Below are 25,925 nucleotides of genomic sequence, written 5' to 3'. Positions count from 1 at the left end.
AGCCAGCAAAGTTTCTCTGCACGTTAATCGACCAGCGCGGCGTGAGCCTTGCGGGGAGAGCTGCACAAAGCGCGTACCGCTTCTACGATATGCTCCGCCGACAACCCGACGAGCCGGCGCAGGATATCGATGGAGCCGTGTTCGATGAATTCATCCGGTATACCCAGGTGTTTCACCTGCACGTCGGCGACGCCCTCGTGTGCCAGCAGCTCCAGCACCGCAGCACCGAACCCGCCGCACACGGTATTCTCCTCGACCAGCACGAAACGTGGAACACGTTGCGCAAAACGCAGGATAGTCTCTCTGTCCAGTGGCTTCGCAAAGCGAGCATTCACCAGCGCGACATGCATCCCTTCCTGTTCCAGCTGCTGCACCGCCGCAAACGCGGTCGCCACCATCGAACCGATGGCGAAAATGACTGCGTCATTCCCCTCGCGCAACACCTCTGCCTTTCCGAGCTCAATGGGGCTGTCCGGTACACCCCAGTCCATCGCAGGCACCGCCCCCCGCGGGTAGCGTATGGCAACGGGACCGCTGTGCGCGACAGCAAAGCGCAACATCGCACGCAGTTCCTCTCCATCTTTCGGGGCCATAATCACGACATTAGGAATCAGGCGCAGATACGAGAGGTCATACACTCCGTGGTGTGTCGCGCCGTCGTCCCCAACCAGACCACCGCGGTCCAGCGCCAGCACCACGTGCAGATTCTGTATAGCCACATCGTGTAAAACCTGATCAAAAGCGCGCTGCAGGAAGGTCGAGTAAATGGCGGCTACTGGCACCATTCCTTCCGCTGCCAGCCCAGCCGCGAAGGTAACGGCATGTTGTTCGGCAATGCCGACATCGAAGTACCTTTCTGGGAACTTCTCCTGAAACTTGACCAATCCAGTCCCATCGGGCATTGCTGCGGTAATGCCCACCACCTTGGGGTTCTCCTCCGCGATACGTATCAGCTCATCCGCGAAGACCTGCGTGTAGGTTTCCCCTACTGCCTTCTTTTCCATCTTCCCGTCGTGCACGCAGAAGGGAGTGACACCGTGGTACTTTCGTGCATCGGCTTCGGAGAATTCGTACCCCTTGCCCTTCACGGTAATGACATGTATCAAAACGGGACCTTTCAGCTCTTTGGCGTGCGAGAAAACGTCTATCAACAGGTCGATATCGTGCCCATCCAGCGGACCGATGTATTCAAAGCCCATCTCCTCAAAGATGGCTCCTGTGTTTTCTGGAGCCACAATGTGCGTGATGCCGTGCTTGAGACCTCGGGCGTGTTTGGCAAGGATACGCGCTCTGCCTGGTAGGCCCTCCAGCACTTCCTTCGCTCGATGTTCTGCCCGCTGGTACCAGGGTTGCGCCCGCAAACGCGAGAGGAAAGTGGCAAGCGCGCCCACGTTCTCTGCAATCGACATCTCGTTATCGTTCAACACAACGGTCAGGTCGGTCTTCGCTTCTGCAGCGTTGTTCAGCGCCTCCAGCGCCATGCCCGCCGTGAGCGCAGCGTCCCCGACCACTGCTACCACACGCTCGCTGCTACCCCGCAAATCGCGGGCTTTGGCAAAACCCAACGCAGCGGAGATAGCGGTGCCAGCATGTCCTGCCCCCCATACGTCATATTCGCTCTCGTCGCGGCGCAGGAAGCCGCTGATGCCACCGTACTGCCTCAGAGTGCCAAACCGCTCCAGCCTGCCGGTGAGCAGCTTGTGGGCATAAGCCTGATGCCCCGTGTCCCAGATAATCTTGTCCTGCGGCATGTGCCACACGCTATGCAACGCGATGGTTAGCTCCACAGTTCCGAGGTTGGAGGCGAGATGTCCACCGGTGCGGGAGAGGGTTTCAATGATGGTTTCGCGGACCTCCGCCGCGAGCTGTTGCAGCTGCTCCCGGCTCATGGAACGCAAATCTGCGGGTGAGCGAACGATCTCCAGCAAACGCACGCACCTTCTCCTTCTTTGAGGGATTTCTTACCGTACTCAGTGTACCTTACTCTACACAACGTGTCAATGGAGAGAAGGGGAAACGGTAAGACCACTCGCAGCGGCCTTTTCGCTTCGCTTCTGCTCATACATGTCCTGGTCTGCCAGCAATAGCAGGCTGGTGTCACCGTTGCTCACAGTAGCACATCCGATACTGAGCGTGACCTCGCAGGGCAAATCCAGCTGTGCCGTAGCCTCTTTCAACGCCTGTTGTAAACGCTGCGCCAGCATCCGCGCTCCAGCCTTGTCCGTGTCCGGTAACAGTATCACAAACTCGTCGCCGCCGTAGCGGGCAGGAATGTCGCCAGCCCGCACCTGCTGAAGCACCTGCCCAACCACCTGCAACACCATATCACCGGTTTCATGCCCGTAAGTGTCATTGATTTGCTTGAAATTATCGATATCCATGAGCAGCAACGATACCAGACGGGGATGCCTTTGTGCGCCATGCAGAATCTGCCGGTAAGCAACCTCGAAGTAGAGGCGATTGAACAGACCCGTCAGCGGGTCCTGGTACACCTTTTGCAGGAGGTCGGACTGCGTTTCCAGAACATCCAGAGAGGCTGCCATCATCTGCACGGTTACCCGCAGCCACTCGGTCTCGTCTGCGCTGAAATCGCCATGCGGTTCTTCTCGCCACAGGAGGATGCACCCTTTCACCATGTCGCGAACGGTCATCTCGTCAGCAACGCAGTATTGACCATGACGACGAATGAGACTCTCCATGTTTCTCACCCACACATTCAGCCCATCGCCGGGTGAGGGCATCTCCCAGAGCTGACGATACAACCAGTTTGGCACGCTACCGATGGCAAACCGATGCCACGAGTTATTCCACGATGAGAACCACAGCAACGTGCATCCTGCCGCCTGCAACAGTTCGCACAGCCGTCTCAAAGAGTTTTCCACAATGATGCGATACGCCTGATGACTAGGGTCCTCGGAAGGCGTTCCTATCGGCGATCTGTTGGTCTGCAGGATACTTTGCGCGAGGCGGGCGAAACGGGGCATCAGACGGTGATGCAGGGAACCGATTTTCGCTACCTTCACAGCAACGTACACCCTGAACAACGGATAACCGCTACAGACCACCGCATAGGTTTGCCCTTGAGACTGCACCACTACCGGGGAGGATTGAGCACGTGTTCTGGTCATCTGTTGCAACAGGTGCACGTTCTGGAGACTCATATTGCGCACAACCAGCGTATAGACCGAATGCTCGTGTTCCACCCAGATGGCTCCAGTGTCGCTCCGCAACGCCGCAAGCATTGTGTCCACCAGCTGCTCTATCGCCTTCGCCGTGTAGCGAGGGAGGGATGCGAGGCGAGGCGACAGAGAAGCCCCGTTGTCGCCACTATCGGACCGATTTCGAACTTGTGTGAAACTCATTCACTTGCCCCTCCAGAGGATGTCCCGTACAGCGCGTCCTCCTCCCGATATGTTGCCAGCCAGGCAACGATAGCATCGCGGTGGAAACGCCAGTGCTTACCCACCTTGCGCCCCGGCAGTTTGCCCTGCTCGGCGAGACGGTAGACGGTATGCACGGACAGCCGCAAAAAATCCGCAAGTTCTCGCACACTCATCACTTCGGTGGTAGCTGTTTCCGGATTCTTCTTTTGTGTTTTCCTGCTCATTTTTTGCTCTTTATTGCGTCTGTTTGCTGTTCTTATCATCGGTAAAACTATCGGGATTCTTTAGGGTTATTTCCGCAGCAGTGAATCCGCCTTACAGCAGAGAAAAGAGTCTATACCATGCACGTCACGCTTTTGCGAGCGCATCCACACAGCGCACCCAGCATGAAGCGAGTCACACAGGCAATGCACCGGTATCTGCCTGTGCCGTGCGAAATCCGATACGTGAGCCTGCGCCCCCCAACGATTCTCCGATGGCGCGTGCCTGCGGCGGTTATCCACGTTCTGTACGTGCTCTTCACGCAACGATACCTTCAACATCTGGCAGCCCGCCTGCCGCGCTGCGATGTACTGCACGTGGTAGACCACAGCGAGTCCTTCCTGTTTCCAGTTACATCTGCGAACCGGAAGGTCGTTACCTGTCACGACCTGATACCGCTCGTCATGCAGAATATCTATCGCCACCCTTTAAGCCGGATGCTGGGGCAATGGCTGTATCGAAGGTCAATCGAGCACCTCACAGACGCAGAAGTCATCATCACCTGCAGCCACGCCACTGCCAGCGACCTGATGCGTCTCTTTTCTGTGCCCGCGCAGAAAGTGAAAACGGTATATAACGGCGTGGATACCGGCTTTTTCACCGTCCTGCCAGACGACCTGCGGCGGCGCAAACGCGAGGAGCTGGGGTTCCAGCCGCACGAGATAGCGATACTGCACGTCGGCTCGAACGCCCCCTACAAGAACATTCCAGCCGTCCTGCGCACGGTAGCACACCTGCGCCACATCGGTCATCCGGTGAGGTGGGTCAAAGCAGGACAGCCCTTACCGCCATCCCACCAGCGATTGGCACGCGAGCTGGACATTGCAGATTGCATTCAGGTGGACGCCGATACAGACGACCTGCGCCTTCGCGACCTGTACCAGAGCTGCGATGTCCTGCTTTTTCCCTCGTGGCGCGAAGGATTCGGTTTGCCGGTACTGGAATCGCTGGCGTGCGGCACGCCAGCAGTAATTGCAGACACCCCTGCGCTGAACGAGTGGGCAGGCAAGGTCTGTCCGGTTGCATCGCCGAACGACGTACAGTCGCTGGCGGAGAAGGTGCTTCTGAGCGTGGAAGAGAGCCGTTCACACGCTGTGCGGGCACGCTGGCGCGAATTCGCTCTGCAGTTCGAATGGCGAAGCATCGTCCGGCAAATCGCGGAGGCGTATGCTCAGGATTAATGCCATGCGAATCCTTTATGTGAATCAGTGGGGAGGGCTGGGCGGAGCAGAAATCAGTTTGCTGCGCGTGCTGGAGCGCCTGCCGCGCGATCAGGTGCAACCGGCTCTGGCTTGCCCGCCCGGCGCACTTGCCGAAGAGGCGCGCGCTCTGGGGATAGATGTGCTTCCCATCGAGTTCCCTTCCCTGCGCCGCAGCAGTAAACTGAGCGAGGGTGTTTCTCAACGGCTCCGTAATGCTATCGCGCGGTCCGACCTGGTGCATGCCTACTCCGTACGCGCGGGGTGGTTTGCCGGCCGTCCTTGCCGCGACCTGCGCGTGCCGTTGGTGTGGTCTATCCACGACCTGTTCCCCTTCCCCTGGCAGAGGATATGGCTTCGAACGGTGGCTCAGCGCTATGCACAAGCGGTGGTTGCCTACTCCAGGGCGTTACAAAGACAGATGGGAAGGAGGCTGCAGGACAGGGTACAGCACCTCCCGCACGGCGTGGACACCTCCCTGTTCCGCCCGCTGGAGCCTCCAGCGCGTACGGAGGTGCGCCGTCGGTTTGGCACCCCTGCCGATGTTCCTGTGGTGATTCACGTGGGAAGGGTGATGCCCTTCAAAGGACAGCACCTCTTTTTGCAGATGGCGCAGATACTGCGTTGCCAGCATCGTGAGGCTGTCTTCTGGCTGGCGGGTGATGACAGCATGGGAGACCATCGTTATGCCGTGAGGGTGCGGGCAATGTCCGAGGCAAATCATTCGCAGATACGCTGGTTGGGATTTCAGCGCGACATTGCTCCTGTTATCGCCGCTGCTGACGTGCTGGTACATTGCAGTACCCGCCCGGAGCCGTTTGGTCTGGTCATTCTGGAGGCAATGGCAAGCGGTGCTGTCGTTGTTTCGGCAAATCGGGGTGCGCCAGCCGAAATCATGGAGAACGGACGAACCGGTATTCTGACGCCCCCAAACAAACCCCGTCCCCTGGCGGATGCCGTGCATTCCCTGCTCACCAGCGAGCAACAACGATGGGAGATAGCCTCTTCGGCGCGCCGCGCGGTCTGTGAACGATATACTTTAGAACAGCATATCCAGCGCCTTCTCGCGCTGTATCAGAGTCTACTGTAAACCACGTTGCCACCGCTCGAAGTGCTCGCGAGCGAGGCGTTCCCAGCCCTGGCGCACCAGATTCAGCCCGAACATGTACAGCTCGAACCGTTCGGACAACCGTCTGAACAACGGCGCCTCCTAACGCCACTCGCCCTCTTCAAAGGTGGAAACGATGTAGTAGGACTTCTTGCCCTGCTGCACGTAATCGATCAGCGCATCTTTGCTCAGCGCGTGGCGAAGGCGCGGCATCGCCTCTGGATAGACGCCTGACCAGAACAGCGTAAAGTCCCCGATATGACGATGTACCTCACGCTCGCGGGCAAAGGATGTGGCGTTGAGCAACATATCGCCTTCCGCCAGCATCTCGGCTACCTCTTGTAACGCCCTGCCGCGAGCATCGCGGATGCGGTAGACGTTATCGACGTGGGTAAACTCGGTCAGCAGGTTCACCATGTAGCGTAAAACCGCAGGCTCGTACTCCTGAAGCACGCGCGTAAACGCCTGCTCCACTAGGGTAGCAAACAATTGCCGCAGCGGATGTTGTTCTGAGATAGGCTGTGGCATTGCTTTGCCCTCCTGTGCCCAACCGTCTCAGAGAAACTTGCCACACTATCTTCATCTATTATACTATGACCGTGAGGAGAAGGGTTTCGTTCCATCATCAGGGGACGGGATTGTCAGCGTCTACCTCTGGAGGCAAACGGGATGTCTCATAATGGAAAACCCGAGGACCGTTCCGCGCTGGATATGCCTGCCTGGATGGTTGCACTGGTCATCGTGGTGATGCTGTTGATTGCCCTTTTGGCTTTCTGGCACAGCGCAAGGGTCTCGTACCAGTCGCTTCCGCGCAATCAGTCCGCCGTGGTGGAGCAGTAGAAAAAGGGCGTCCCAACCGCGGGACGCCCAGAGACGACCGCTTCTATCGCGGTGGCAGCTGTTCCGGCGCAACGGTAGCGTTGGCACCTTTGCCTTTCATCGGTCCCGTGTAGTATCCGGGTGCCGAAGGCTCAGGAAGTGGTCTGGGGCGCGTATTCACCCAGTAAGCCACCGCGTGGTGCTATGCGGGCGGCTTCCATCGATTAGACACGCGCTTCCCTGATGGCAGGTAGGTTAACCTCAGTTACAGAACTGAATCGGCATCACGGTTACCATCGTGGAGGCACCCGATGAAAATCTGTTTCAACACCATCACCTGCGGGGCAGATAAACCGCTGGAAACAACGCTCGACCTGCTGGGCAAATACGGTTACGATGGCGTGGAGATCGAGGCTGGGCGTATCGATGACTATCTTACGCGCCATTCTCTCAGCGACCTCAGACGCCAGCTGGCAAAGAACTGCCTGCAAGTCGCGGCAGTGATGGCGTTTCCCTTTTTCGCCTTCGATACCGTCCAGCAGGAAGAGCAGTTGCGTCGCATCGACAGGTATGCACGCACCGCCCGCCAGCTGGGCAGCAAAACCCTTCTCTGCTTCACTGCCGACGCCCCACCGCCGGGCATGGGCATCGCCGAGGCGATTGAGCGCGCAGGCAAATCCGCCCAGCGCTACGGCGAGGTCAGTGGGCAGTATGGGGTGAAATGCGCGCTGGAGCCAATCGGTGGCGCGCCCTTCATGCCCGGACCGCGACAGGCACTGGCGGTGGTCGGAGCATCTACCAGCCGGAACGTCGGCATCATGATGGACACCTTCCACTACTATAAGTCGGGCATCCCGCTGGAAGAGATACGCCGGTTGCCCAAAGAGCACCTGCTCATCGTACACGTCAACGACTGCCCCGACCTGCCTCGCGAGCAGATGAACGACAGCCACCGTGTGTATCCCGGGCACGGCGTGATACCGCTGGTGGAGGAGTTCCGAATTCTTAAAAACGAGATAGGCTACACGGGGTTCTTGAGCATCGAAATCTTTAACCGCGACTACTGGGCAGACAGTCATGAAAACGTCATCCGTAACGCCAAAGCCGCGCTGGATGCTGTGCTGGCAAAAATCTAATGAAGGAGGAGGCAAAACGTGGAAAAGATTCGTTTGGGATATGTTGGAGCAGGCTTTATGGCACAGGCAGTGCACCTGCCCAACTTCACCGCCCTGCCCGACTGTGAAGTGGTGGCGCTGGCGGAGGTGCGCCCGCAGCTCGCGCAGAAGGTGGCGGAGCGTTTTGGCATCCCGCGTGTATATACCACGCATAGCGAGCTGCTGTTAGACCCAGACATTGATGCCGTTGCGGTATCGGCGCATTACGTGCATCAGGCGCAGGTGGCAGAAGACGCGCTGCGGGCGGGCAAGCCTGTGTTCATGGAAAAACCAATGGCTCTGACGGTGGAGCGTGCGGAACGCATGTTACAGGCGGCGCGAGAGGGAGGCGGTCGCCTGATGGTTGCCTACATGAAGCGATACGACGCCGGCATTGAGCTGGCAAAGCAACTCATCGACCAGTGCCGCCAGTCCGGCGAGCTGGGCAAACTCTTCTACCTGCGAGCCCGCTGCTTCGGAGGCAACTGGACGGCAGGCAACTCGGCAACGGTCATCCAGACCGACGAACCTTACCCCAGTGCGCCCAACGAGGTACCCCAGTGGCTGCCTGAGAAATACCACCACAGCTACATCGCCTACCTGCAGGTGTACTGCCACAACGTGAACCTCGCCCGCTGGCTGCTGAACGCTGGTGATGACTGGCAGGTGACAGCCGTCGACCTCGACGACGACGCCTTCACGGGTGTGGCTGTACTGCGGATGGGTGGCGTGCGTGTTTCACTGGAAACGGGGGGACTGGCAGCGCACCAGTGGGATGAAGATAGCCAGGCATACTTCCAGAAGGGGTGGGTGAAGGTAACCTCGCCCCCGTTGCTGCTGCGCAACTCCTGTGCTACCGTAGAGGTTTATCGTGCAGAGGATGGCGCAGAGTACTCCCGCCACTTTCCCGAAGAGGGCTGGTCGTGGTCGTTTCAGCGTGAGGCGGCACACTTCATCCACTGCATACGCACGGGCGAACCATTTCGTTCTTCTGGAGAAGATGCGATTCAGGACGTCCGTATCTTCGAAGCCATCTATCAGAAGTGGCTGGGGATGTGAAAGGGGGGAACTTTGCGTGCATATCCGCGTTCTAATACAACGGGAGCCCGATGCAGCGGACCTTCCCCTGCCCCAGTATGCCACGCCCGGGTCGGCGGGGGCAGACCTGTACGCGGCGATAGATGAACCGGTGATACTGCAACCCGGTGAGCGTCGAAAAATCAGCACTGGCATCCGCATTGCCCTGCCGCCGGGTTACGAAGCACAGGTACGCCCGCGCAGCGGACTGGCAGAGCGGTATGGTTTGGGCATGGTGAACGCTCCGGGAACCATCGACAGCGATTACCGGGGTGTTGTTCAGGTCATACTCATCAACCTGGGGCAGGAGCCGATTACCATCCGTCGCGGCGACCGCATCGCGCAGATGGTGATTGCACCGGTAGCGCGGGCAGTTTGGCAGGAAGTGGATGCGCTGCCCGAAACCGAGCGTGCAGAAGGTGGATTCGGCAGCACCGGATTCTCTACGGAAAAGTAGCAAAGAGGTGTGTCCAACATGAAGTTCTGTGACCATTGCCTGGCACCACTGAGCCAGAATGCGACGCATTGCCCGGAGTGCGGTCTTCCGGTCACCTCCGGCACGGATGACCCGCTGCTGATTGCCGAAGAGGAACGCCTGGTCAACCCGCGTCTGGCGCACGCCAACCTGTTGCGAATGCGTGGGCAGTGGGAAGAGGCGATGCGCGTGTGTGCCGATGTGCTGCGCCAGTTCCCCAGCAACGTGCACGCCCACGCACTGATGGGCGATATCTACCGGGACCAAGGGAACCTGGAAGAGGCGGCACAGTGGTATAAACTCGCTTTAGACCTTGCTCCCGACAGCGTGGTAGACCGCCGCCGTCTGGAACAGGTGCAGCAGGAGCTGGAGCTGCGCCAGAAGGCGCAGAGCCAGTCGCAGGAGGTAGAACACCTGCAAAGGCAAGCGCGAACGTTGCGCATCTTCAGCGCATCGGTACTGGGAGCGGCAGTGCTTATCGCCATCGGCATCACATGGGCGTTCCAGAGCCGGATAGCAGGACGTTCGGCTCCTGCCCCGGTCAGCATCACCACCACTCGTCTGCCGATGGAAGCATCCGGCGCAACTACCCTGCCTGCACCTGAACCCAACGCCGATAACTCTCCAGTTACTCCCGCTGCAACTCCTCAACAGCCCGCTACAACGGTCAAAACAGACTCTCATCCGCGCACGGAGGATGACCTGCTGGCAGAGAAAGTGAAAGAGTGGCTGCTCCAGCACGAGATAAAGCCCTCTGTGCTGGCAACGGCATATGACCCGCTGGCGAATCACCTGCTCGTCACCTTCGGTTACGATTCAGACGCAGGCAAAGACACCCTTTACCGCACTGCCTGGCTGGCAGCCGCCGCCGCTTTTGCCATACAACCCGATGTCCAGACCGTCCGGATACGCTGCATGGTACCGGTAAGCAGCCATGCGGGAGAGAAGGTGCTGGTGCTGGGGTTCGCCGCCGACATCCCGCGCAAGCAGATGCCGCCGCAGCCTGAAGGTACTCCCGCGAAAGACATCCCCGCCTTCTTCCAGAACGCCTACTACAACCCGGCGGCGGGTCTGGCACCTGAGGTACGTTAGCCGCCGTTCCACACTTCATGGACAAACTGGAGGGCGAACCTCCGGGTGAGCCGAGAACGTGGCAAATTGGCTCGGCAGGAGCTTCGCCCTCCAGCACGGGGAACAGCAGGGGTGGGAGACGACCCACCCTGCCTCACAACTACTTGCCACCAGCCCGCTGCTGCAACCCGTTGAAAAACTGATTCCACATCTCAGCGCTTCGCTGACCAAAGGGGGTGCTGGTATCCGGCTTGAAGGGGTTGAAATCCTTCATTTGAGACGGGTCGGGCATCCGGAAGTTTCCCCCAGGTCCGCCGCCGGGTCTGCCGCCCGCACCGGCAGCACCGCCCGGACGAGCACCAGGTGCCCCGCCAGGTGCACCACCGGGTCCGCCCGGTCGCATTCCCATGCCACCGCCGCCGGGTCCGCCGCGACGGTTGCGCCTCTCCGCTTCAATGCGCGCGATAGCGTTCAGCTGGTTCACGTTCAGCGCCGCCTTGATGCCCTTCAGCGCGTTCTTGGCATCGTCCTGCGTCATTTTTGGCTTGTTGCGGTAGGGTTGCAATACCGCCAGAATCTTCTTTGCCTGTGCAGGCGTCAGCTTCGTCTTCGGGTCCTTGTCGATCTCTGTGAGCGCACGCAACGTGCTGGTGAGCTGGAAGGTGTATTTGTGCGCCTCACGCCACTTGCGCCATGCCTCTATCTGCCTCTGCATTTCCGGGGTCATCTGGAAGCCCCCCGCGCCCGGTGGCGGTTGAGCGACAGCTGCCACTGCGGTGATAAGCAGCAGCAACACGCCGGTGCACAGAGCTAATCGTTTCATCATCACGTTCCTCCCTCAGGTTTCTTGGTTACTCGTAGCGCAATGCTTCTATCGGATTGAGAGCCGACGCCTTTTGCGCCGGATAGATGCCGAAGAAGATGCCCACTGCTGCCGAAAAGCCGAACGCCAGCAGGATAGGTTGCATCGTGATGTGCACCTGCCAGCCAGACGCGCTTGCCAGCACGTACGACGCCCCCAGTCCGGCGGCAACACCGATCAATCCTCCAACGAGGCTCAGCGTCATCGCCTCAATCAGGAACTGCAGAAGGATGTCTCGCCGTTTTGCGCCGACCGCCTTGCGGATGCCGATTTCGCGCGTGCGCTCGGTAACCGACACCAGCATGATGTTCATAATGCCGATACCGCCCACCAGCAGCGACACGCTTGCGATGCCCGCCAGCAGCAGCGTGAACGTGCGCGACACATCCTCTGCCGTCTGCACGAACTCCGCCTGATTCATGATGCGGAAGTTGTTCTCCTGACCGGGGTTCAGGCGTTGGCGGCGGCGCATGATGTTCTCTACCTCCTGATACGCGGCGTTCATGCGCTCCTCACTCACCGCCTGCACACTGATACTGTTGATAAAATCCATCCCAAACAGACGACGCATGGCGGTGGTATAGGGCACGAAGATGATGTCATCGGGGTTGCCAAAGCCCTGCGCCCCTTTGGGCGCGAGCAAGCCCACCACCTTGAAGCTGACGCCGCGGATGCGGATGGTCTTACCGATGCACGAGGAGCCGTTAAACAGGTTCTCGTACACCGTTTGCCCGATGACGCACACCCGCGCCATGCTATCCACCTCGCGCTGGGTGATGAAACGCCCCTGCTGCACGGGGTAGTTGCGGATTTCGGAATACTCAGGCGACACGCCGCTGACATTGGTGTTGGTGTTGCGGTTCTTGTACTTCACCTGCGCGTTGCGACGCACCTCCGGCGACGCCGCGCGCACCGAGGGGCAACTGCGCCGGATGGCGTCCACGTCCTCCGGCTTCAGGATTTGCATCGAGCCGAAGCCCCCAAACGCTGCCCCCATGCGCTGCTGACCGGGGAACACCACCAGCACGTTCGTGCCCAGCTGCTGGATGCGCTGCATGGTCTGCTCGCGTGCGCCCTGCGCCACCGAAATCATGGCGATGACCGCTCCCACACCGATGATGATGCCGAGCATGGTCAGCGACGAGCGCAGCTTGTTCGCCAGCAGGCTACGCAGGGCTATCTGGAAGTTCTCCACGAAGTTCATGCGTTCACCTCCCGCACTATCTCATGCGCATCGGCGGACCGCCGAACATGGGGAAGCCCATTCCCCGAGGCGGACCTCCGCTGCCTTGCGCCTGCGTTTGCGGCTGGATAATCTGCGTGACCACCTCCACGCCCTCCTGCAATCCGCTGACGATTTCGATGGTGTCGTTGCCTTCCAGACCGATTTCCACGTCGCGGCGCACGGGCTTACCGCCTTCCATCACCTGCACGTAGTATTTGCCGTCCTGCTCCTTGACTGCCTCCGAAGGCACCATCAGCACATCCTCTTTGCGGTCGACCACGAACTCGCAGGTGGCGTTCATGCCGGGCTTGAGGCGGGCATCGGGGTTCTCGATCTCCACCCGCACGTAGACCACCGTCACGTTCTGCTCGACCACTGCCTGCGGGTCGATGCGGGTTACCGTGCCTTCAAAGATTTCGCTGGGGTAGGCATCTAAGGTGACATCCACCTTCTGCCCCGTCTGGATGAAGGCGATGTCGGTTTCGTCGACCTGCACGTCCACGAACATGCGGCTCACGTCGGCAATCTGCACGATGCTGGTTCCCTGCGAGAAGACGTTGGTTCCGGGCGGGACGATAGTTCCCTCTTCCACGAACTTCTTAATCACGATGCCATCACGAGGGGCGACGATGGTGGTGCTGCGCAACTGCTCCTGCGCGTTCTGCAGGCTGGCTTTGCTGCGCACCTTTTGCGCCTGCGCGGAACGGATGTCTGCCTCGCGGATACGGTTCTGCAGGGCGTTTGCCTCCGCCTGCTTGAGGGCGGCTTCCGCCTGTCGAACCGCCGCCTCTGCCTGCATCACATCCGCTTCGCGAAGTGCGACCTGCTCGGCGTTGGTGCGCGCCGACTCCAGCGCGGCTCGCGCTTCTTCCAGACGCCGTTCGGCGTTGCGCAGGGTGGTTTGCAGGTCGCGCTCCAGCATGGACAACCGTTTCTGCGCCGTGTCGAACTGCGCCTTCGCCACATCGCGTTGTGTGCGGGCGGTATCCACCGCCTGCTGCGACACGAAGCCCTTTCGAAGCAGCTCCTCTTGACGTGCCAGATTCTTCTCGGCGTTCTCGTAGTTCGCCTTTGCCTGGTCGTATTGCGCCTGCACCTCGGTGCGCGTCTGCGGGATGGTAACCTCCTTCAGCTGGCGCAGGTTCTCTTGCGCAGTCTCGTAGCTCGCCTCCGCCTGCTGGATGGCTGCCTGGCTTAATTTGGGTTGCATCGCCAGCTGGCGGCGTGCCTGTTCCAGACGCGCCTTCGCCGCTTCGAGGTTCGCCCGCGCCTGTAGCACGGCTACCTCGCTCTGCACGCTTTGCAGCTGCAGGTTCAGGCGCGACTGCAATTCACGCGCCTCCGCTGCCTGCAGGTCTGCTTGCGCCTGCTCGAATACAGTCATGGTGTCGGTGGGGTCAATGCGAGCAATCAGCTGCCCGGCTTTCACCTCCGAGCCGACGTCCACCGCCAGCTGAGTCACCATGCCACCTGCCTTGGACTTCACGTCCACCACCGTTAGCGGCTGTAGCGTACCCTCAGCGGTTACCGACTTGGTGACTGTGCCGCGCTCAACCTTCGCCGTACGGTATTCGGGCTTGGGCTGGTTGTTATTGCGCAATCTGCTCCACGCGATGGAACCACCAGCCACGATGATAATCAGTATCACGGCGATGATAATCGCTCGTTTCATCCCTGTGCCCCTCCCTCCGAGAACGCATAGTCTTTACCGATAGCCCGCTGCAGCCGCGCGTCCGCTGCCAGCAGGTCATAGATGGCTTGCACGTAGTTGGTCTCGGCATTTACCAGTGCCACCTGCGCGTTAATCACTTCAATCAGGCTGCTGACGCCCTCTTTGCGGCTCTCCAGCGCGGCTTCGTAGTTGACCCGTGCCGCCTCCAGCGCCTTGCGTGCGGCGTTCAATCGTTCCAGCGCCTCCGCTCGCGACAGGTAAGCCTGTTCGACGTCCAGACGCACAATCAGCTTTGTCTGCTCCAGCTGCTGCATCGCGCTATCATAGCTTGCCTGTGACTCCCGCACCGCCGCGCGCGCCGCGCCCCCGTCAAACAGCGGATAGGTCGCGACGACACTGAAGCTGCGCGTGTCGCCCGGATCGGGCTCGATACGCCGTCCGTAGGTGAAATCGCTCTGTATCTGAAGTCCCGCCTGAATCTGTGCCAGACGCAGGCTCAACCGCTGGATTTCACTGCTAACGCGCTGACGCTGGTAGTCTGGGCGCTGCGCGAACGCCTGCTGCAGGTAATCCTCCAACGAGCCTAATGGCGGCAACTGCGCTGCCTCCTGCTCGCCCACTTCCGCCACTTGCACAGGCACCTCCTGACCGATGCCCAGCTCATTGCGCAGGTTCGCCTCCGCTAATCGTACCTGATTGCGTGCTTGTATGAGTGATACCTGCGCATTTGCCAGCTCGGCTTCCGCCTGCAGCACGTCCTTCTGCGCCGCCACGCCGACCTCCACCTGCGCCCGCACCACGTCCACTGTCTGCTGGGCCCGCTGTACGCTTGCCTCTGCCACCCGCAGTAACGCGATGCGGCGCAGCAACTCGTAGTATGCAGTGGTGACACTGAGTACCTTTTGCTGCACCGCCTCCCGATACGCTTGCTCTGATGCCTCCACCGAACGACGCGCCTGAGCGGCAGAGATTTCCCGCTGTCCCGAATCGAACACCGTCTGCCGCAGGGCGATGTCGGAGCGCGTTTCGTCGATCTTGCCGATGCGCGTGCCAAAGCCGGGCAGCGCGGTTCGCGTCTGCTGATTCACATAGCTGACCGACGGGCTCAGGGTGGGAAAATAACGTGCCTCCGCCTGAACTCGCCTTGCTTTTGCCTGCTCTAACTGGTTCTTCGCAATAGCAACGGACGGATGTTTCTGCAGAGCTATTCTTATCGCATCTTTCAGAGTTAGCGGCTGGGGCAACTGGCTAATCTCCTGCGCCCACGCCGATGCCGCCAGCAACAAAACGCAACACCACACTCCTCGTTTGAGCATCACCTGTTCGGTTCCTTTCCCCCTCAATTTTTCGGAGCCGATATATTTGACGTGAGAAGGACGGGGCTGGTTGCGAAGTTCCTGCCTGCCCTGCGCCACCCTGTACTATTACGCAAGTTAGACTGCGAAAATATCACTTGCTTTATTTATGATGAACCACCAGGTCACGAAGGACACCAAGAAGACGAAGGTTTCCTCTTCGTGCCCCTTTGTGTCTTCGTGGTTTGCTCTGTGCATGATGAACCACCAAGTCACGAAGGACACCAAGAGATGACAGCAGGTCTTGCTTTTTTTTTCGATGTGATATGATGAACTTAGAAAAGCGGGTAACGTCGCAGTCCACGTATCGGCAAGGAGGCTTGGGCAAAGGATGAAACGCTTGGTGAGTGTAAACCTGCTGATAGCCCTGGCGTCTAACCTGCAGAGTATGCCATGTTGTGGAGTGAGGGCTTGCTGCTGGTGTGGACAGGCTCATGGCCTCTGCCGGTAGGTGTGATGCCCTACAGCACCGTTAACACACCTTCGGAGGTGTTCGTGGTGCTGGACGCACCCAAAGCGCCGATGAGCCCCGCGTGGGTGAGCTTGTTGCGGTATAGCTGCAGATGGGCGGCAAAGCAGAACAATCTTTACGATGCAGCCAGGGCTGTGACCTTCGGTGTATTTTACCAGAGACTGGGCTTTTTCTACCCTGACGACACCGCGACCCGTTGGGTGCGAGAAGATGGCTTCTACATGTTGAGAGCCGTTATAAGCCGATGGGAGACAGGAGTGTGGACAAGAGGCAACTGTGTAGATGTTTCCTTTTTCACCATGCTTGCTTTGTGCGCGGTGGGCATGGACTTCTCTGCTAGACAGCTTGCCACTACATCGTTGCTGCCGCCATCTCCACAGTGTGGGCGGGAGAACTGCACTAATCGTGGACATCCGCATTTCCATACCAACATGCTCTGTCCCATCGGGAGCGACCCAACCCCAGGCGATGACCCACGCGAGCCTATACCCCCTTACCCAGACTACACTTACAGATGGTATTCTTGGGCTTGGCATCAAGTCTGTTCAATATCTGGTGCCGACGACACTGGCGCAGGTATTTGGGATCCTACGGCGGCACAGAAGCTCGACCTCTTCGGCAGTAGCTACCGAAACCCCGCCGCTGACCACCCCTCTTGCCGATGGATACAGGAAGGCTACTGGCAAACACCTCGTATGCCCGGAGCGATTCTGGGGTTGGTTAACGAACCATGGCAGGCAGACACAGAACCAGTGGTCGTGTGGATAGGAAAATGCGCAGTGAGCGCTGAGGACCTCACCCCATCCGAGTGAAAACGCGGGAGGTTTGATATGTGGACAAGAAGGTGGTTCATCATCCTGACAGCAGCTGCTGTCGTCACGCTGGCGCTGGCTTGCCAACTGGTCGGGCAAATGAGCCGTGACGAACTCCGCCGACTGCTCAAAGAGCAGGTTGCTATTCGGCAGGGCGAGCTCCCCTACATTGAGAAAGTGACAGTGGGAACGGGGTTTATGGCGCACGGAGCGCCTTACCTCACCCAATCGCTGCGTTTCCAGCGCCAAGGACTAATGGGATACTTTCCAGCGGAGATGACCGTAGAGATGGTGGTCCCTTCAGATGAGAAGCAGGCTTACCGGCAAGCGGTCTTTTTTGCACAAACGCAGTTTGCTCTGCCAGGGACTCCAGGTTTGCCCGAAGGCACTCACAGTGGCTTCCCCGTCGGATTAAAGAGCTGGGTATACGCTCCGCCTGATGGGGCTAAGCCTGGTCCTGGGCAGGGAACGTCGGTCATTGTGGTATATGGTGGCTCCGTTGCCCTCAGGGTGTCCATACAATACCAACCCATTGACCCTAAGGCGAAGACAGCGGTCTTTCTGCCTGTCAGCCGTGAGGACCGGGAACGCTCAGAGTATGTCGCGCGTCTCTTGCTCTCTCGTGTCCAGATGCTGCTGATGAACTGGGAGGGGTCCAATGTGCTCCGTATTCACAGTGGGCGAGCTACTCTGCCTGCAAGGAAAACCTCGACGGGTCTATACATCCCGGCTGGCTCCGCTCTGCGACAACATGGCGGCGTTGTCAAACAGGGTCGGACAGGGGTGTTCACGGCGGACTGGCGGGGCAAGCGGGTTACTGTCCCCGTGGCTGCACGAGTGCTACTGATAGGTAAGCAACAGATATCCCTCTCCACGCCAGTGCTGTATGATGGACAGGAGGTCTGGGTAGAAGCGCGAGGGTTTGCGCAGGCACTTGGCGGGAAGCTGGTGAAACAGGGAGGGGCTATATCGCTCTCGCCATAACGACAGACAGGCTCTGTGCGGCACACTTCTGGCATGTCACTCTTCGGCGTGGGGAGCGATGGATAGCGCTGGAGGCGTTTCGTCGGGTTTGCTATCCATTGAGGATAAAGTGTGGGATGCCCCTTACGGCTTTGTCAGAACAGATGGGTCAATTGTCCACAGCACCGGCTGGACGCGGGATAGTCATTATAAGCCCGTATTGGTGCGCCGATTCGTGAGGTGGGAGAATCACGCTCCTCAGCAAGAGGTTGGCCCCTTAGACCCTGGAAACCCATGGAACCCTTCGCCTGACAACGGGTTCCTACCCGCTATAACTGCTGAGGATTTGCCCGAGGCGAACTAAGGAGGGTGAAACCATGTCCGAGAGAACCCGATTGGTTTTGAGCCTTCTGGTAATACTGCTGGCTGAATGTACGAAGGCACAACCACTGCCGCCTTCCCACGCCTGGGAGCTACGGACAAACCAGAGCGGACGACACTACCACGAAGCCATCTGGAACCATAGCCATTGGCTTAAACACGCGGACGTCCCGGACGCAGACAAGACCGCACTGCTGGGGTTGAATCTGCTCTATGCAGAAGAGGAAATCCCGGGCTTCTCTTCGTTTCCCAGCGATTTGAACGGATTGCATACGTGGGTCTCTGTGGGCAAGGTAAGCGGCTTTCGCAGAACATACAGTGCGGCTGAGACACGCCACCTCCAAATCGGCGAGTTGGAGAAGTTCACTCCTGTGAGGCAACTGGATATCGCCATAGAACTATTTCCTTCCGCCGATTCCGCGCGCGTGTCATTGGATGCCATTTATCGCAGCCAGTTGCGGAGCTATCAGAACCGGATAGTTTCTCTCTCCGAATCAGACAGCCTCCCCACACTCAACTGCGGCTTGCCTTCGGGCAACCAGCTGGGAACCGCCTTTGTGGTCTGCCCGGCCTATTCCCCTGCACCGATCATCGCTTTTCAAGTGGGGCGCGCACTGGTGCGAGTACAGATGACGGGTCACACAGACCTCAAGTTTGCCGAGGCGGCTGCATGGGGGATACTTTACCGCCTGCAGCACCATCCTGAACTCATTGGCAGGGGAACGCCGCTGTTCCGCCTTGATGGCACTGTCGACCTGAACGGGGTGAAAGTAGCTGCGTTGACACTGTTACGCGACGCCAGCTGTCAGGTAAAAGAAGACAGGGAGGTGCGCCCCTGGTCGCGTCAGGTGCAGATTCTCGTCTCCAAAAGCCCGCTGCCAGTTGTCTCGAAGGGCACGATATGCACGCGATGGACTGCTCGGGTAACCTGGGGTCAGCGCTGGGTGGAGTTAGAGGCGTTTGGCTGGGAGATGAAGACGTGGGACGGCAAAGTAGTGAAGTTATCCCGTCCGGTTTTCCCCTACCGCGGCGAGCTGATTGCCCCGTTGCAGGAGGTCAAGCAGGCGTTGGGCTTGACGGTGCAGGCGCAGTAGTCCGTGGGGCGGCCGCACCATGTTTTGTGTGCCCTGCGCAGGCTGAAGCCTGCGGCTACAGAGCTGGTGTCTTCCGCAACGTTGGTGCGCCCCGCCTGTACGTCGCCCGCTGTCTCCTTCCTACCCCTCTTCCAGCACCACCATCTGATGTCCACGTACTTCGGGCACGGTCAGGCACAAATAGTCCCCATCCATCTGGAAGGGTATCTGCTCGCGCTGCGGCGCCAGATACACCCGCTTGGGCGAAGCACTGCGCAGGCGCAAAGACACGTTGTACAGCGGAAGGACGTCCTCCAGATAGTCTGCCGCCAGCGTGCGCCGCTCTGGGATGTAATGCAGCAAATGCACCACCGAACGCCGATGCGCTGGCTGACGGTTCCACGTGACCTGCAGGGTGCTGGGCGCGTCGGTCATCACCAGCGGGTCGGGCAGCAGCAAGCGCAGGGCGTTCAAAACCATCTGTTTATAGAAGGTCATCCCGTACTGCGCGAAGGTGCTGAACACGGGATGCGCCACATACACGATGCCGCCCTTCCTGAGCGCGGCGGGCAGGTCGGTGCGACGCGCGGGTGGCGTGTGTGCGTGGCTGCAGAAGTGCTGATAGGTGCGGTTGAAATACGGCTCCCACACCTCCGCCAGCACCTCCGCCCCCTCTGCAGGCGACACCCTCTGCCCGCGCAGATACATCACGTATAGCGTATCGGGGATATCCTGCGCCAGCGCGCCCAGTGGACGCACGAAATCGGGCGAGAAGGGCAGCTCGCCCTCGTGGATGGCGGGCATGTCAGGCAGGGCGAAGCCAGAACCATCTTCCCTCAAGCCCGACCGCCCCGTATACAGCAGGGCACCCCCCGTCTGCACATACGCCTGCACCTTTTGCGCCAGCGCGTCGTCCACCACCACCTCGTCGGGCAGAATCACCACGCGGTAGCGGCTCCAGTCGCTGTCGCCGTCGATGAAGTCAAACTGGTGCCTGCCCTCCTGCAGGATTCGGTATGCGCCGAGATTCGCGGGTGGGATGCGCACATGTTGGGGCTGCAACGCCTCCACATTGAACACACCGACTTCCACGACGGGCTGGGCGTCCACGCACCACTCCTCCCGCTGCTCCACCTGCGCATACACCGGTCCAATCAGGTCGTAGGTAGCGGGGTCTAACTTGCCCGATGGGTGCAGCTGGTCGCCGATGCTACATTTCGCCCCCAGCGCCAGCATCTGGAAGCATTCGTACTCCAGCGCGGCGCGGGGCTTGTAGCTGTTGAAGTGCCCCCAGCTTACCGCAAACTTGCCGGTCATGCCTAAGCAGTCCAGCCCCAGCGTGCGGGCGTAGCGCATGGTGATGGGGAAGTGCGCGTAGCCCCAGCCGCCAGATGGCAGCGACTCCAGCTCCAGATGGGTGTAGGTATGGAGGCTGGGGCGGATAGCGGGGTTGATATGCCCTGCGTTGAAGAAGATGGTACACCGCTTGTTGCGGACGCGCACCGCCGACGCCAGTCGCTCTTTGGTGCGGTTCACCAGCAGGTCGCGCATTGCCTGTTGCGCCTTCGGGTCTGCGGGATCCCACCCCTGTCGCTCGAACTCCTGCAGCGCCCACACGCTGAACACGTCCACCTGAAAGATGATGTCGAAGAAGATGCCGTCCACCTCGTCCCCAAAGCGTTGAAGCACCTCATCGGTCTGCTCGATGACGTAATCGATATAGGGCGACGCGAAGCACAGCTTGTGCCAGCCGGGCTGCAGGGGTGGCGGTCCTGAACGCTTGCCATTGGCGTCCACTTCGAGCCATTCTGGGTGCTGCCGTGCCATGTATTCGTCCCAGCCGACGGTGATGTAGATGGGACAGCGGATGTCGTGCCGATGGCAAGCCTCTATCTGAAGGGCAAGCAGGTCGCAGGTCAGATGGGGATGCTTGTTCAGGAAGCGCGTCTCGTGATAAATCCAGCCGTGATGGCAGCGGCTGAACAGCGTGACCGAATTAACGTGCGCCCGCTTCAGCGTGTCGACAAACTCGTCCGCGTTAAACTCCGAGCCGACGCCCGGAATGTGTTCGGAAGTATGGAAGTCTAAATGAACCTGTCGAAAGCGAAGTACATGCACGCCTCGGTCCTCCCTTTTCACTGTCACATACCACACCGAAGCGATTCTTTAGCCAAAGCGGTTTCTCCTTGTCAACCGGCTCATGCTCGGAATCCAGGTCTGGAAAAGGGTTCTCCGGCAACAGGAGGATTATTGGCGGTCGTCGTCCCGACTATAAAACACCACCCCAACGCGCCGGATATGGTCAATCACATCGGGGTCGGTAATATGGCTGAGGATAGAAAGGTCCACCATATAGGGCAACAGCAGGTCATCTATTTCCATATCGATGCGGGCGAGCAACCTGTCGTTCAGGTCATCGTTGCCAATCAGCACCAGGTCAATATCCGACCCTTCTCTATAGTTCCCTTTGGCGCGGGAACCGTACAATATCGCCCGATGCACCTGCGGGTACCTGGCAAACACCTCGCAGATTTTGTGTATGGTAGCCTCTTTCAAACCGAAACGCTCACCCATCACGAGCTTTCCTTCAAAGCCTGCAATGTCTCGTGGAGCTGGACAAATAGAGGAAAGTACTGCTCGGTCACCAGTCTGGCTATCTGATGCGCTGTGTCCTCGTTGTAGGTGTGGCTGGTCAGCGTGCGACTGCGAACCATGTCCATCCACACCTCACTACTATTGTAACACCATGGCACTCAGCCCATCAAATCACTGATACCGCCAGCACACTGATGGCGAACAACAGCAGTAACAGCAGACCGTCCACCGTATGGCGCATATGGGCGGGAAACAGACTGCGCCACCCGATGACGAACGCCAGCGCAATGGGCACCAGCGCGGGATAGAGATACCGCCCCTGCGTCTGGAAGTAGGTCAGGATGAAGCGCACGAACGCCCCCAGCACCAGCAGCAACAGCACGCCTGCCACCGCCCACCAGCGAAACGCCCCTTCGGCAAACGTCTCCCGCTCGCGCCACAATGCCAGCGCAAACCCCAGCAGGGTCAGCAGGTGCCAGATGCCCAGCACCAGGTACACCCTGTCTGGCAGGAAGTTGGGCAACCCTTTGGCGGCGGTTTGCGGCGTGCCGTAGGCAAACCAGAACGATCGATACGTCCAGTCCGCCACCACCTGCAGGTATTCCGTCATACTCGCGCCCCCCTGCAGGAACTGCTCGGCGCGGGCGGTCACAGCGAAGGTGCGCTCGAAGGCTTTCAGCAGCAGGGGGTCATCATACAGCTGCATGTTGCGCACGAACCAGGGGAACATCATCGCCAGCGCAAGCCCCACGCTCACCAGCAGCCCCAGCCAGCGGCGGGTGTGGTGCGTGCGGGGAACCAGCAGCCACCCGACCACCATCGTCGGTAGCAGCAGCAGCGCGGTGACCTTCGTTAACCCCGCCAACCCAGCCCAGACCCCCATGCGCCATGCAATCCAGCGCGACGGCTTCGCCTGCGTGTACAGCAGCGCAAACTCCATCAGCGCCAGCGCGAACAGCAGATTGGTCAGCGAATCGTTGTTGACCGCCGAGCAGATAGCCACGTTCATGGGCAGCAGGGCGGTCATCCCCGCCGCAGTGAGCGCCACCGCAGGCACTTCCGGCATCAGTAACCTGCCGATGCGGTAGACCACCAGCACCAGCAGCACACCAAACAGCATGGACAGCATCCGCACGACGCGGGCTGGGGGGACAGGCAAAATCCGCCCCATTCGCCACACTTGCGCCGCGAGTGTGTAGTACAGCGGTGGCTGATGCGCCTCGTAGCCCACCCCGGAGTAGCCTTCAAAGCGCGGTAGTCTGCCCTGCTCCGCCACATAGCGCACGTAGGCGATGTGCGCGCCTTCATCGGGGGTGTGGAAATAGCCGTTGCGTCCGACAGGCGTGCGGAAGTTAAACAGCAGGCTCAGCACGAGAAACACCGCCACCACTGCCCATAACAGGGCGGATGGAGTGCCGCGAAAATCCTCGCTGCCTGCCTTCGCTTTTGCACGCCGATTTCGGGACACGTTTACAGCTCCACGACCTGCGCGGTCTCCATTCCATCTAAGGCGCGGATTTCCGCCAGCAGGGAGGCGTCAATGGGGTCGTCCACCATCAGCACCATCAGCGCCTTACCCCCTACCCTCTCGCGTCCCAGGTGCATCCCCGCGATGTTCACTTTTCGGCTGCCCAATAGGGTACCGACACGCCCAATGACGCCCGGCTTGTCGGTGTGGCTGGTGAACAGCATGATGCCCTGCGGGATGACATCCACGCGGTAGCCGTCCACTGTCACGATGCGGGCATCGCTTTTGCCGAACACCGTGCCTGCTATCTCATGCTTGTCACCACCCGATGTCTGCGCCGTTACCGTAATCAGCGACGGGTATAGCTCATGCGCCTCTGGCTGCTGCTGCAGGCTCTGGGTGACGTGGATGCCGCGGCTCTGCGCGATGAGCAGGGCGTTGACGGGGTTGACGGGTTCGCTCAGCACTGGCTGCAGGATGCCTGTAACCACCGCGCGGGTGAGAATGTCGGTGGGCAGCTCGGCGAAGTCGGGGCTGTAGGTGACCTGCACCTGCACGATGGGCGCGCGCGCCAGCTGTGTGTGCAGCTTGCCCATCTTCTCCGCCAGCATCAGGTAAGGCGCGATGCGCTGCAGCACCTCGGGGTCAATGGGTGGCAGGTTCACTGCGCTTCGAGCGGGACCACCTCTCAGCACGGACACAATCTGTTCCGCCACGTCGATAGCCACGTTCACCTGCGCCTCCGTTGTAGACGCTCCCAGGTGGGGGGTCAGCACGCACTGCTCCAGCGACAGCAACGGGTTATCAGAGGGAGGGGGTTCCTTGCTGAACACGTCCACCGCTGCGCCTGCCAGCTTCCCTGAACGGATGGCGTCTGCCAGTGCCTGTTCGTCCACGATGCCGCCCCGCGCACAGTTGATGAGAAACGCGCCATCCTTCATCCGCGCGATGCGCTCGGCGTTGATGAGATTGCGCGTCTGCTCGTTCAGGGGAGCGTGGATGGACACGAAGTCACTCTGTGCCAGAAGGGTGTCCAGGTCGGTCAGGGTGGCACCGATTCGTTCCGCCACTTCCGACGGCGTAAAGGGGTCGTAGGCGATGACGTTCATGCCCAGTCCCTTCGCCCGTCGCGCCACCTCACGCCCAATCTTGCCCAGTCCGATGATACCCAGCGTTTTGCGGTAGACCTCGGTGCCGACGAACTTGCTGCGCTTCCACTCGCCTGCTCGCAGGCTGCGGTCTGCCTGCGGGATATTGCGCGCCAGCGCGAGCATCATTGCCACCGTCAGCTCCGCCGCAGCAATGGTGTTGCCCTCCGGCGAGTTCACCACGATAATGCCGCGTTGGGTGGCAGCCGCCACATCGATGTTGTCTACTCCCACACCTGCCCTGCCGATGATGCGCAGGCGCGTCGCCGCGGCAATCACCTCGGCGGTTACCTTCGTCTCGCTGCGCACCACCAGCGCATCGTAATCGCCGATACAGCGGATGAGTTCCTCCTTCGGCAGTCCCGTGCGGACGTCCACCTCGCCCGCCTGTCGCAAGACCTCGACGCCAGCTTCCGCGATGGGGTCGCTGACCAGAATACGAGCCATGATGCGTGCCTCCCCAAAAGCAGAGCGTTCCAGAGAAGATTTTGTAACGCAGGGAAGTTTCTCCTGCTGGTGGCTTTACACTGCCCGCTGGATATAACCGCTGTAGTCGGGCAGTAGTCGCTGATACTCGCCCTGCATCAGCGGCGAGGAGATGATGAAATCGGCGGAAGCGCGGTTGCAGGCAATAGGGATGTTCCACACTACCGCGATGCGCAACAACGCCTTCACGTCGGGGTCGTGCGGTTGCGGCTCCAACGGGTCCCAGAAGAAGATGAGGAAATCGATCTCCCCCTCCGCAATCTTCGCGCCAATCTGCTGGTCACCGCCCAGCGGACCGCTTTTCAGTTTGATAACGGGCAGTCCCAGCGTTTCTTCCAGCAGGCGTCCGGTAGTGCCGGTGGCGTACAGGATATGCTGTGCCAGCAGTTCACGGTTGAATCGCGCCCATTCCAGCAGGTCTGCCTTCTGATGGTCATGCGCCACCAGTGCAATGCGTTTCTTTGGCGGCATCGATACCGTCAGCTCTGTGGTGGTTGGGTTCACCAGCGTATCTCCTGTTGCTCCATCCGTTGGGTGATTTCCACCCAGATTATACTCTTCAGAGCGACGCTGTGGAAAGGTTTTTTGCAGGGATGCGAAACGAGAAGGACGCAAGCGGCGAGTTCCGCAAAATGTTCAGCACTGATGGTGGGCGAACGGGCGAAAATGTCGGAAAGGGTGCCCGCTTCCCAACGCATTCAAACCCACGTAGGGGCGACCCCTTGTGGCTGCCCGCAATCCTGTAGGGGCAGGCTCTTGACTCCCCTACTCCATCGAGAGATAATAACCCTGAAAATGAATACGTATTCTCAACAGGTGAACACGGTACCAAATTACCCGAAAGGAGGGCATTCACATGATACACA

24 protein-coding genes are annotated in these 25,925 nt (G+C 59.7%); 10 read left to right on the top strand and 14 right to left on the bottom strand.

All coding sequences use genetic code 11. The features are described 5' to 3' along the window. Positions 1 to 23: 23 nt before the first annotated feature. The 3 genes from dxs to K6U75_11990 form a co-directional block, all read right to left on the bottom strand. Positions 24 to 1,934 (bottom strand): 1-deoxy-D-xylulose-5-phosphate synthase, encoded by a 1,911-nt coding sequence (dxs, locus tag K6U75_12000; GenBank protein ID MCL6475761.1) that lies wholly within the window; start codon positions 1,932 to 1,934, stop codon positions 24 to 26. Positions 1,935 to 1,997: 63 nt separating this feature from the next. Next, the gene (locus tag K6U75_11995) at positions 1,998 to 3,362 is read right to left on the bottom strand and encodes a GGDEF domain-containing protein (protein ID MCL6475760.1); all 1,365 of its coding nucleotides are present in this window, start codon (positions 3,360 to 3,362) and stop codon (positions 1,998 to 2,000) included. Continuing rightward, entirely contained in the window at positions 3,359 to 3,607 is a 249-nt protein-coding gene (locus K6U75_11990) for a helix-turn-helix domain-containing protein (protein MCL6475759.1), read from the bottom strand. The genes K6U75_11995 and K6U75_11990 overlap by 4 nt, the downstream gene beginning before the upstream one ends. 117 nt (positions 3,608 to 3,724) lie before the next feature. Between K6U75_11990 and K6U75_11985 the strand changes: the two genes are divergently transcribed. Both K6U75_11985 and K6U75_11980 read left to right on the top strand, forming a co-directional pair. After that, entirely contained in the window at positions 3,725 to 4,825 is a 1,101-nt protein-coding gene (locus K6U75_11985) for a glycosyltransferase family 4 protein (GenBank protein ID MCL6475758.1), read from the top strand. A gap of 4 nt (positions 4,826 to 4,829) precedes the next feature. Continuing rightward, positions 4,830 to 5,933: a glycosyltransferase family 4 protein gene (locus K6U75_11980; protein ID MCL6475757.1), complete on the top strand. Its 1,104-nt coding sequence runs from the start codon at positions 4,830 to 4,832 to the stop codon at positions 5,931 to 5,933. A 120-nt stretch (positions 5,934 to 6,053) separates the two neighbouring features. Here the strand turns inward: K6U75_11980 and K6U75_11975 are convergent, their stop codons facing one another. After that, complete coding sequence (locus K6U75_11975; protein ID MCL6475756.1) at positions 6,054 to 6,479, bottom strand: hypothetical protein; 426 nt, start codon at positions 6,477 to 6,479, stop codon at positions 6,054 to 6,056. A gap of 141 nt (positions 6,480 to 6,620) precedes the next feature. Here K6U75_11975 and K6U75_11970 point away from each other — a divergent pair, with 141 nt between their 5' ends. The 5 genes from K6U75_11970 to K6U75_11950 all read left to right on the top strand — a co-directional run bounded on the left by K6U75_11970 (position 6,621) and on the right by K6U75_11950 (position 10,568). Continuing rightward, positions 6,621 to 6,791: a hypothetical protein gene (locus K6U75_11970; protein ID MCL6475755.1), complete on the top strand. Its 171-nt coding sequence runs from the start codon at positions 6,621 to 6,623 to the stop codon at positions 6,789 to 6,791. A 290-nt stretch (positions 6,792 to 7,081) separates the two neighbouring features. Then, positions 7,082 to 7,906, top strand: coding sequence for a sugar phosphate isomerase/epimerase (locus tag K6U75_11965; GenBank protein MCL6475754.1), 825 nt, complete (start codon positions 7,082 to 7,084; stop codon positions 7,904 to 7,906). Positions 7,907 to 7,924: 18 nt separating this feature from the next. After that, positions 7,925 to 8,983: a Gfo/Idh/MocA family oxidoreductase gene (locus tag K6U75_11960; protein ID MCL6475753.1), complete on the top strand. Its 1,059-nt coding sequence runs from the start codon at positions 7,925 to 7,927 to the stop codon at positions 8,981 to 8,983. Continuing rightward, on the top strand, positions 8,925 to 9,458 hold the full coding sequence (dut, locus tag K6U75_11955; GenBank protein MCL6475752.1) for a dUTP diphosphatase: 534 nt from the start codon (positions 8,925 to 8,927) through the stop codon (positions 9,456 to 9,458). Before K6U75_11960 ends, dut begins: the two co-directional genes overlap by 59 nt. 18 nt (positions 9,459 to 9,476) lie before the next feature. Then, positions 9,477 to 10,568 carry a tetratricopeptide repeat protein gene (locus K6U75_11950; protein MCL6475751.1) on the top strand — a complete coding sequence of 364 codons (1,092 nt, stop codon included), beginning with the start codon at positions 9,477 to 9,479 and terminating at the stop codon, positions 10,566 to 10,568. Positions 10,569 to 10,707: 139 nt separating this feature from the next. Here the strand turns inward: K6U75_11950 and K6U75_11945 are convergent, their stop codons facing one another. The 4 genes from K6U75_11945 to K6U75_11930 are packed head-to-tail and all read right to left on the bottom strand — an operon-like array spanning position 10,708 to position 15,622. Next, complete coding sequence (locus tag K6U75_11945) at positions 10,708 to 11,373, bottom strand: hypothetical protein (protein MCL6475750.1); 666 nt, start codon at positions 11,371 to 11,373, stop codon at positions 10,708 to 10,710. Between the two features lie 25 nt (positions 11,374 to 11,398). Further along, positions 11,399 to 12,613, bottom strand: coding sequence for an ABC transporter permease (locus K6U75_11940; protein MCL6475749.1), 1,215 nt, complete (start codon positions 12,611 to 12,613; stop codon positions 11,399 to 11,401). A gap of 16 nt (positions 12,614 to 12,629) precedes the next feature. Continuing rightward, a complete protein-coding gene (locus K6U75_11935; protein ID MCL6475748.1) occupies positions 12,630 to 14,306 on the bottom strand; it encodes an efflux RND transporter periplasmic adaptor subunit in 1,677 nt (558 codons plus the stop codon). Beyond that, positions 14,303 to 15,622, bottom strand: a complete 1,320-nt coding sequence (locus tag K6U75_11930) for a TolC family protein (protein ID MCL6475747.1) — start codon at positions 15,620 to 15,622, stop codon at positions 14,303 to 14,305. Before K6U75_11930 ends, K6U75_11935 begins: the two co-directional genes overlap by 4 nt. Before the next feature lie 432 nt (positions 15,623 to 16,054). Here K6U75_11930 and K6U75_11925 point away from each other — a divergent pair, with 432 nt between their 5' ends. From K6U75_11925 to K6U75_11915, 3 genes are all read left to right on the top strand, one after another. Beyond that, positions 16,055 to 16,945, top strand: a complete 891-nt coding sequence (locus K6U75_11925; GenBank protein MCL6475746.1) for a hypothetical protein — start codon at positions 16,055 to 16,057, stop codon at positions 16,943 to 16,945. Positions 16,946 to 16,963: 18 nt separating this feature from the next. Beyond that, on the top strand, positions 16,964 to 17,929 hold the full coding sequence (locus tag K6U75_11920; GenBank protein ID MCL6475745.1) for a hypothetical protein: 966 nt from the start codon (positions 16,964 to 16,966) through the stop codon (positions 17,927 to 17,929). Positions 17,930 to 18,285: 356 nt separating this feature from the next. Then, positions 18,286 to 19,383: a hypothetical protein gene (locus K6U75_11915; protein MCL6475744.1), complete on the top strand. Its 1,098-nt coding sequence runs from the start codon at positions 18,286 to 18,288 to the stop codon at positions 19,381 to 19,383. 120 nt (positions 19,384 to 19,503) lie between these two features. Here K6U75_11915 and K6U75_11910 read toward each other — a convergent pair whose 3' ends face one another. The 6 genes from K6U75_11910 to K6U75_11885 form a co-directional block, all read right to left on the bottom strand. Then, positions 19,504 to 21,480, bottom strand: a complete 1,977-nt coding sequence (locus K6U75_11910) for a beta-galactosidase trimerization domain-containing protein (protein ID MCL6475743.1) — start codon at positions 21,478 to 21,480, stop codon at positions 19,504 to 19,506. Positions 21,481 to 21,609: 129 nt separating this feature from the next. Next, positions 21,610 to 21,936: a nucleotidyltransferase domain-containing protein gene (locus tag K6U75_11905; GenBank protein ID MCL6475742.1), complete on the bottom strand. Its 327-nt coding sequence runs from the start codon at positions 21,934 to 21,936 to the stop codon at positions 21,610 to 21,612. Next, the gene (locus K6U75_11900; GenBank protein MCL6475741.1) at positions 21,936 to 22,082 is read right to left on the bottom strand and encodes a nucleotidyltransferase substrate binding protein; all 147 of its coding nucleotides are present in this window, start codon (positions 22,080 to 22,082) and stop codon (positions 21,936 to 21,938) included. Before K6U75_11900 ends, K6U75_11905 begins: the two co-directional genes overlap by 1 nt. 41 nt (positions 22,083 to 22,123) lie before the next feature. Next, positions 22,124 to 23,425, bottom strand: coding sequence for a glycosyltransferase family 39 protein (locus tag K6U75_11895; protein MCL6475740.1), 1,302 nt, complete (start codon positions 23,423 to 23,425; stop codon positions 22,124 to 22,126). A 2-nt stretch (positions 23,426 to 23,427) separates the two neighbouring features. Further along, on the bottom strand, positions 23,428 to 25,020 hold the full coding sequence (serA, locus tag K6U75_11890) for a phosphoglycerate dehydrogenase (protein ID MCL6475739.1): 1,593 nt from the start codon (positions 25,018 to 25,020) through the stop codon (positions 23,428 to 23,430). 75 nt (positions 25,021 to 25,095) lie between these two features. Then, positions 25,096 to 25,530 (bottom strand): methylglyoxal synthase, encoded by a 435-nt coding sequence (locus K6U75_11885; protein MCL6475738.1) that lies wholly within the window; start codon positions 25,528 to 25,530, stop codon positions 25,096 to 25,098. Between the last annotated feature and the right edge of the window lie 395 nt (positions 25,531 to 25,925).

The organism is Bacillota bacterium (assembly GCA_023511455.1).
GTDB lineage: Bacteria > Armatimonadota > HRBIN16 > HRBIN16 > HRBIN16 > HRBIN16.
Note: the sequence above shows the minus strand (reverse complement) of the source record. Positions and strands in the feature narration are given on the sequence as shown.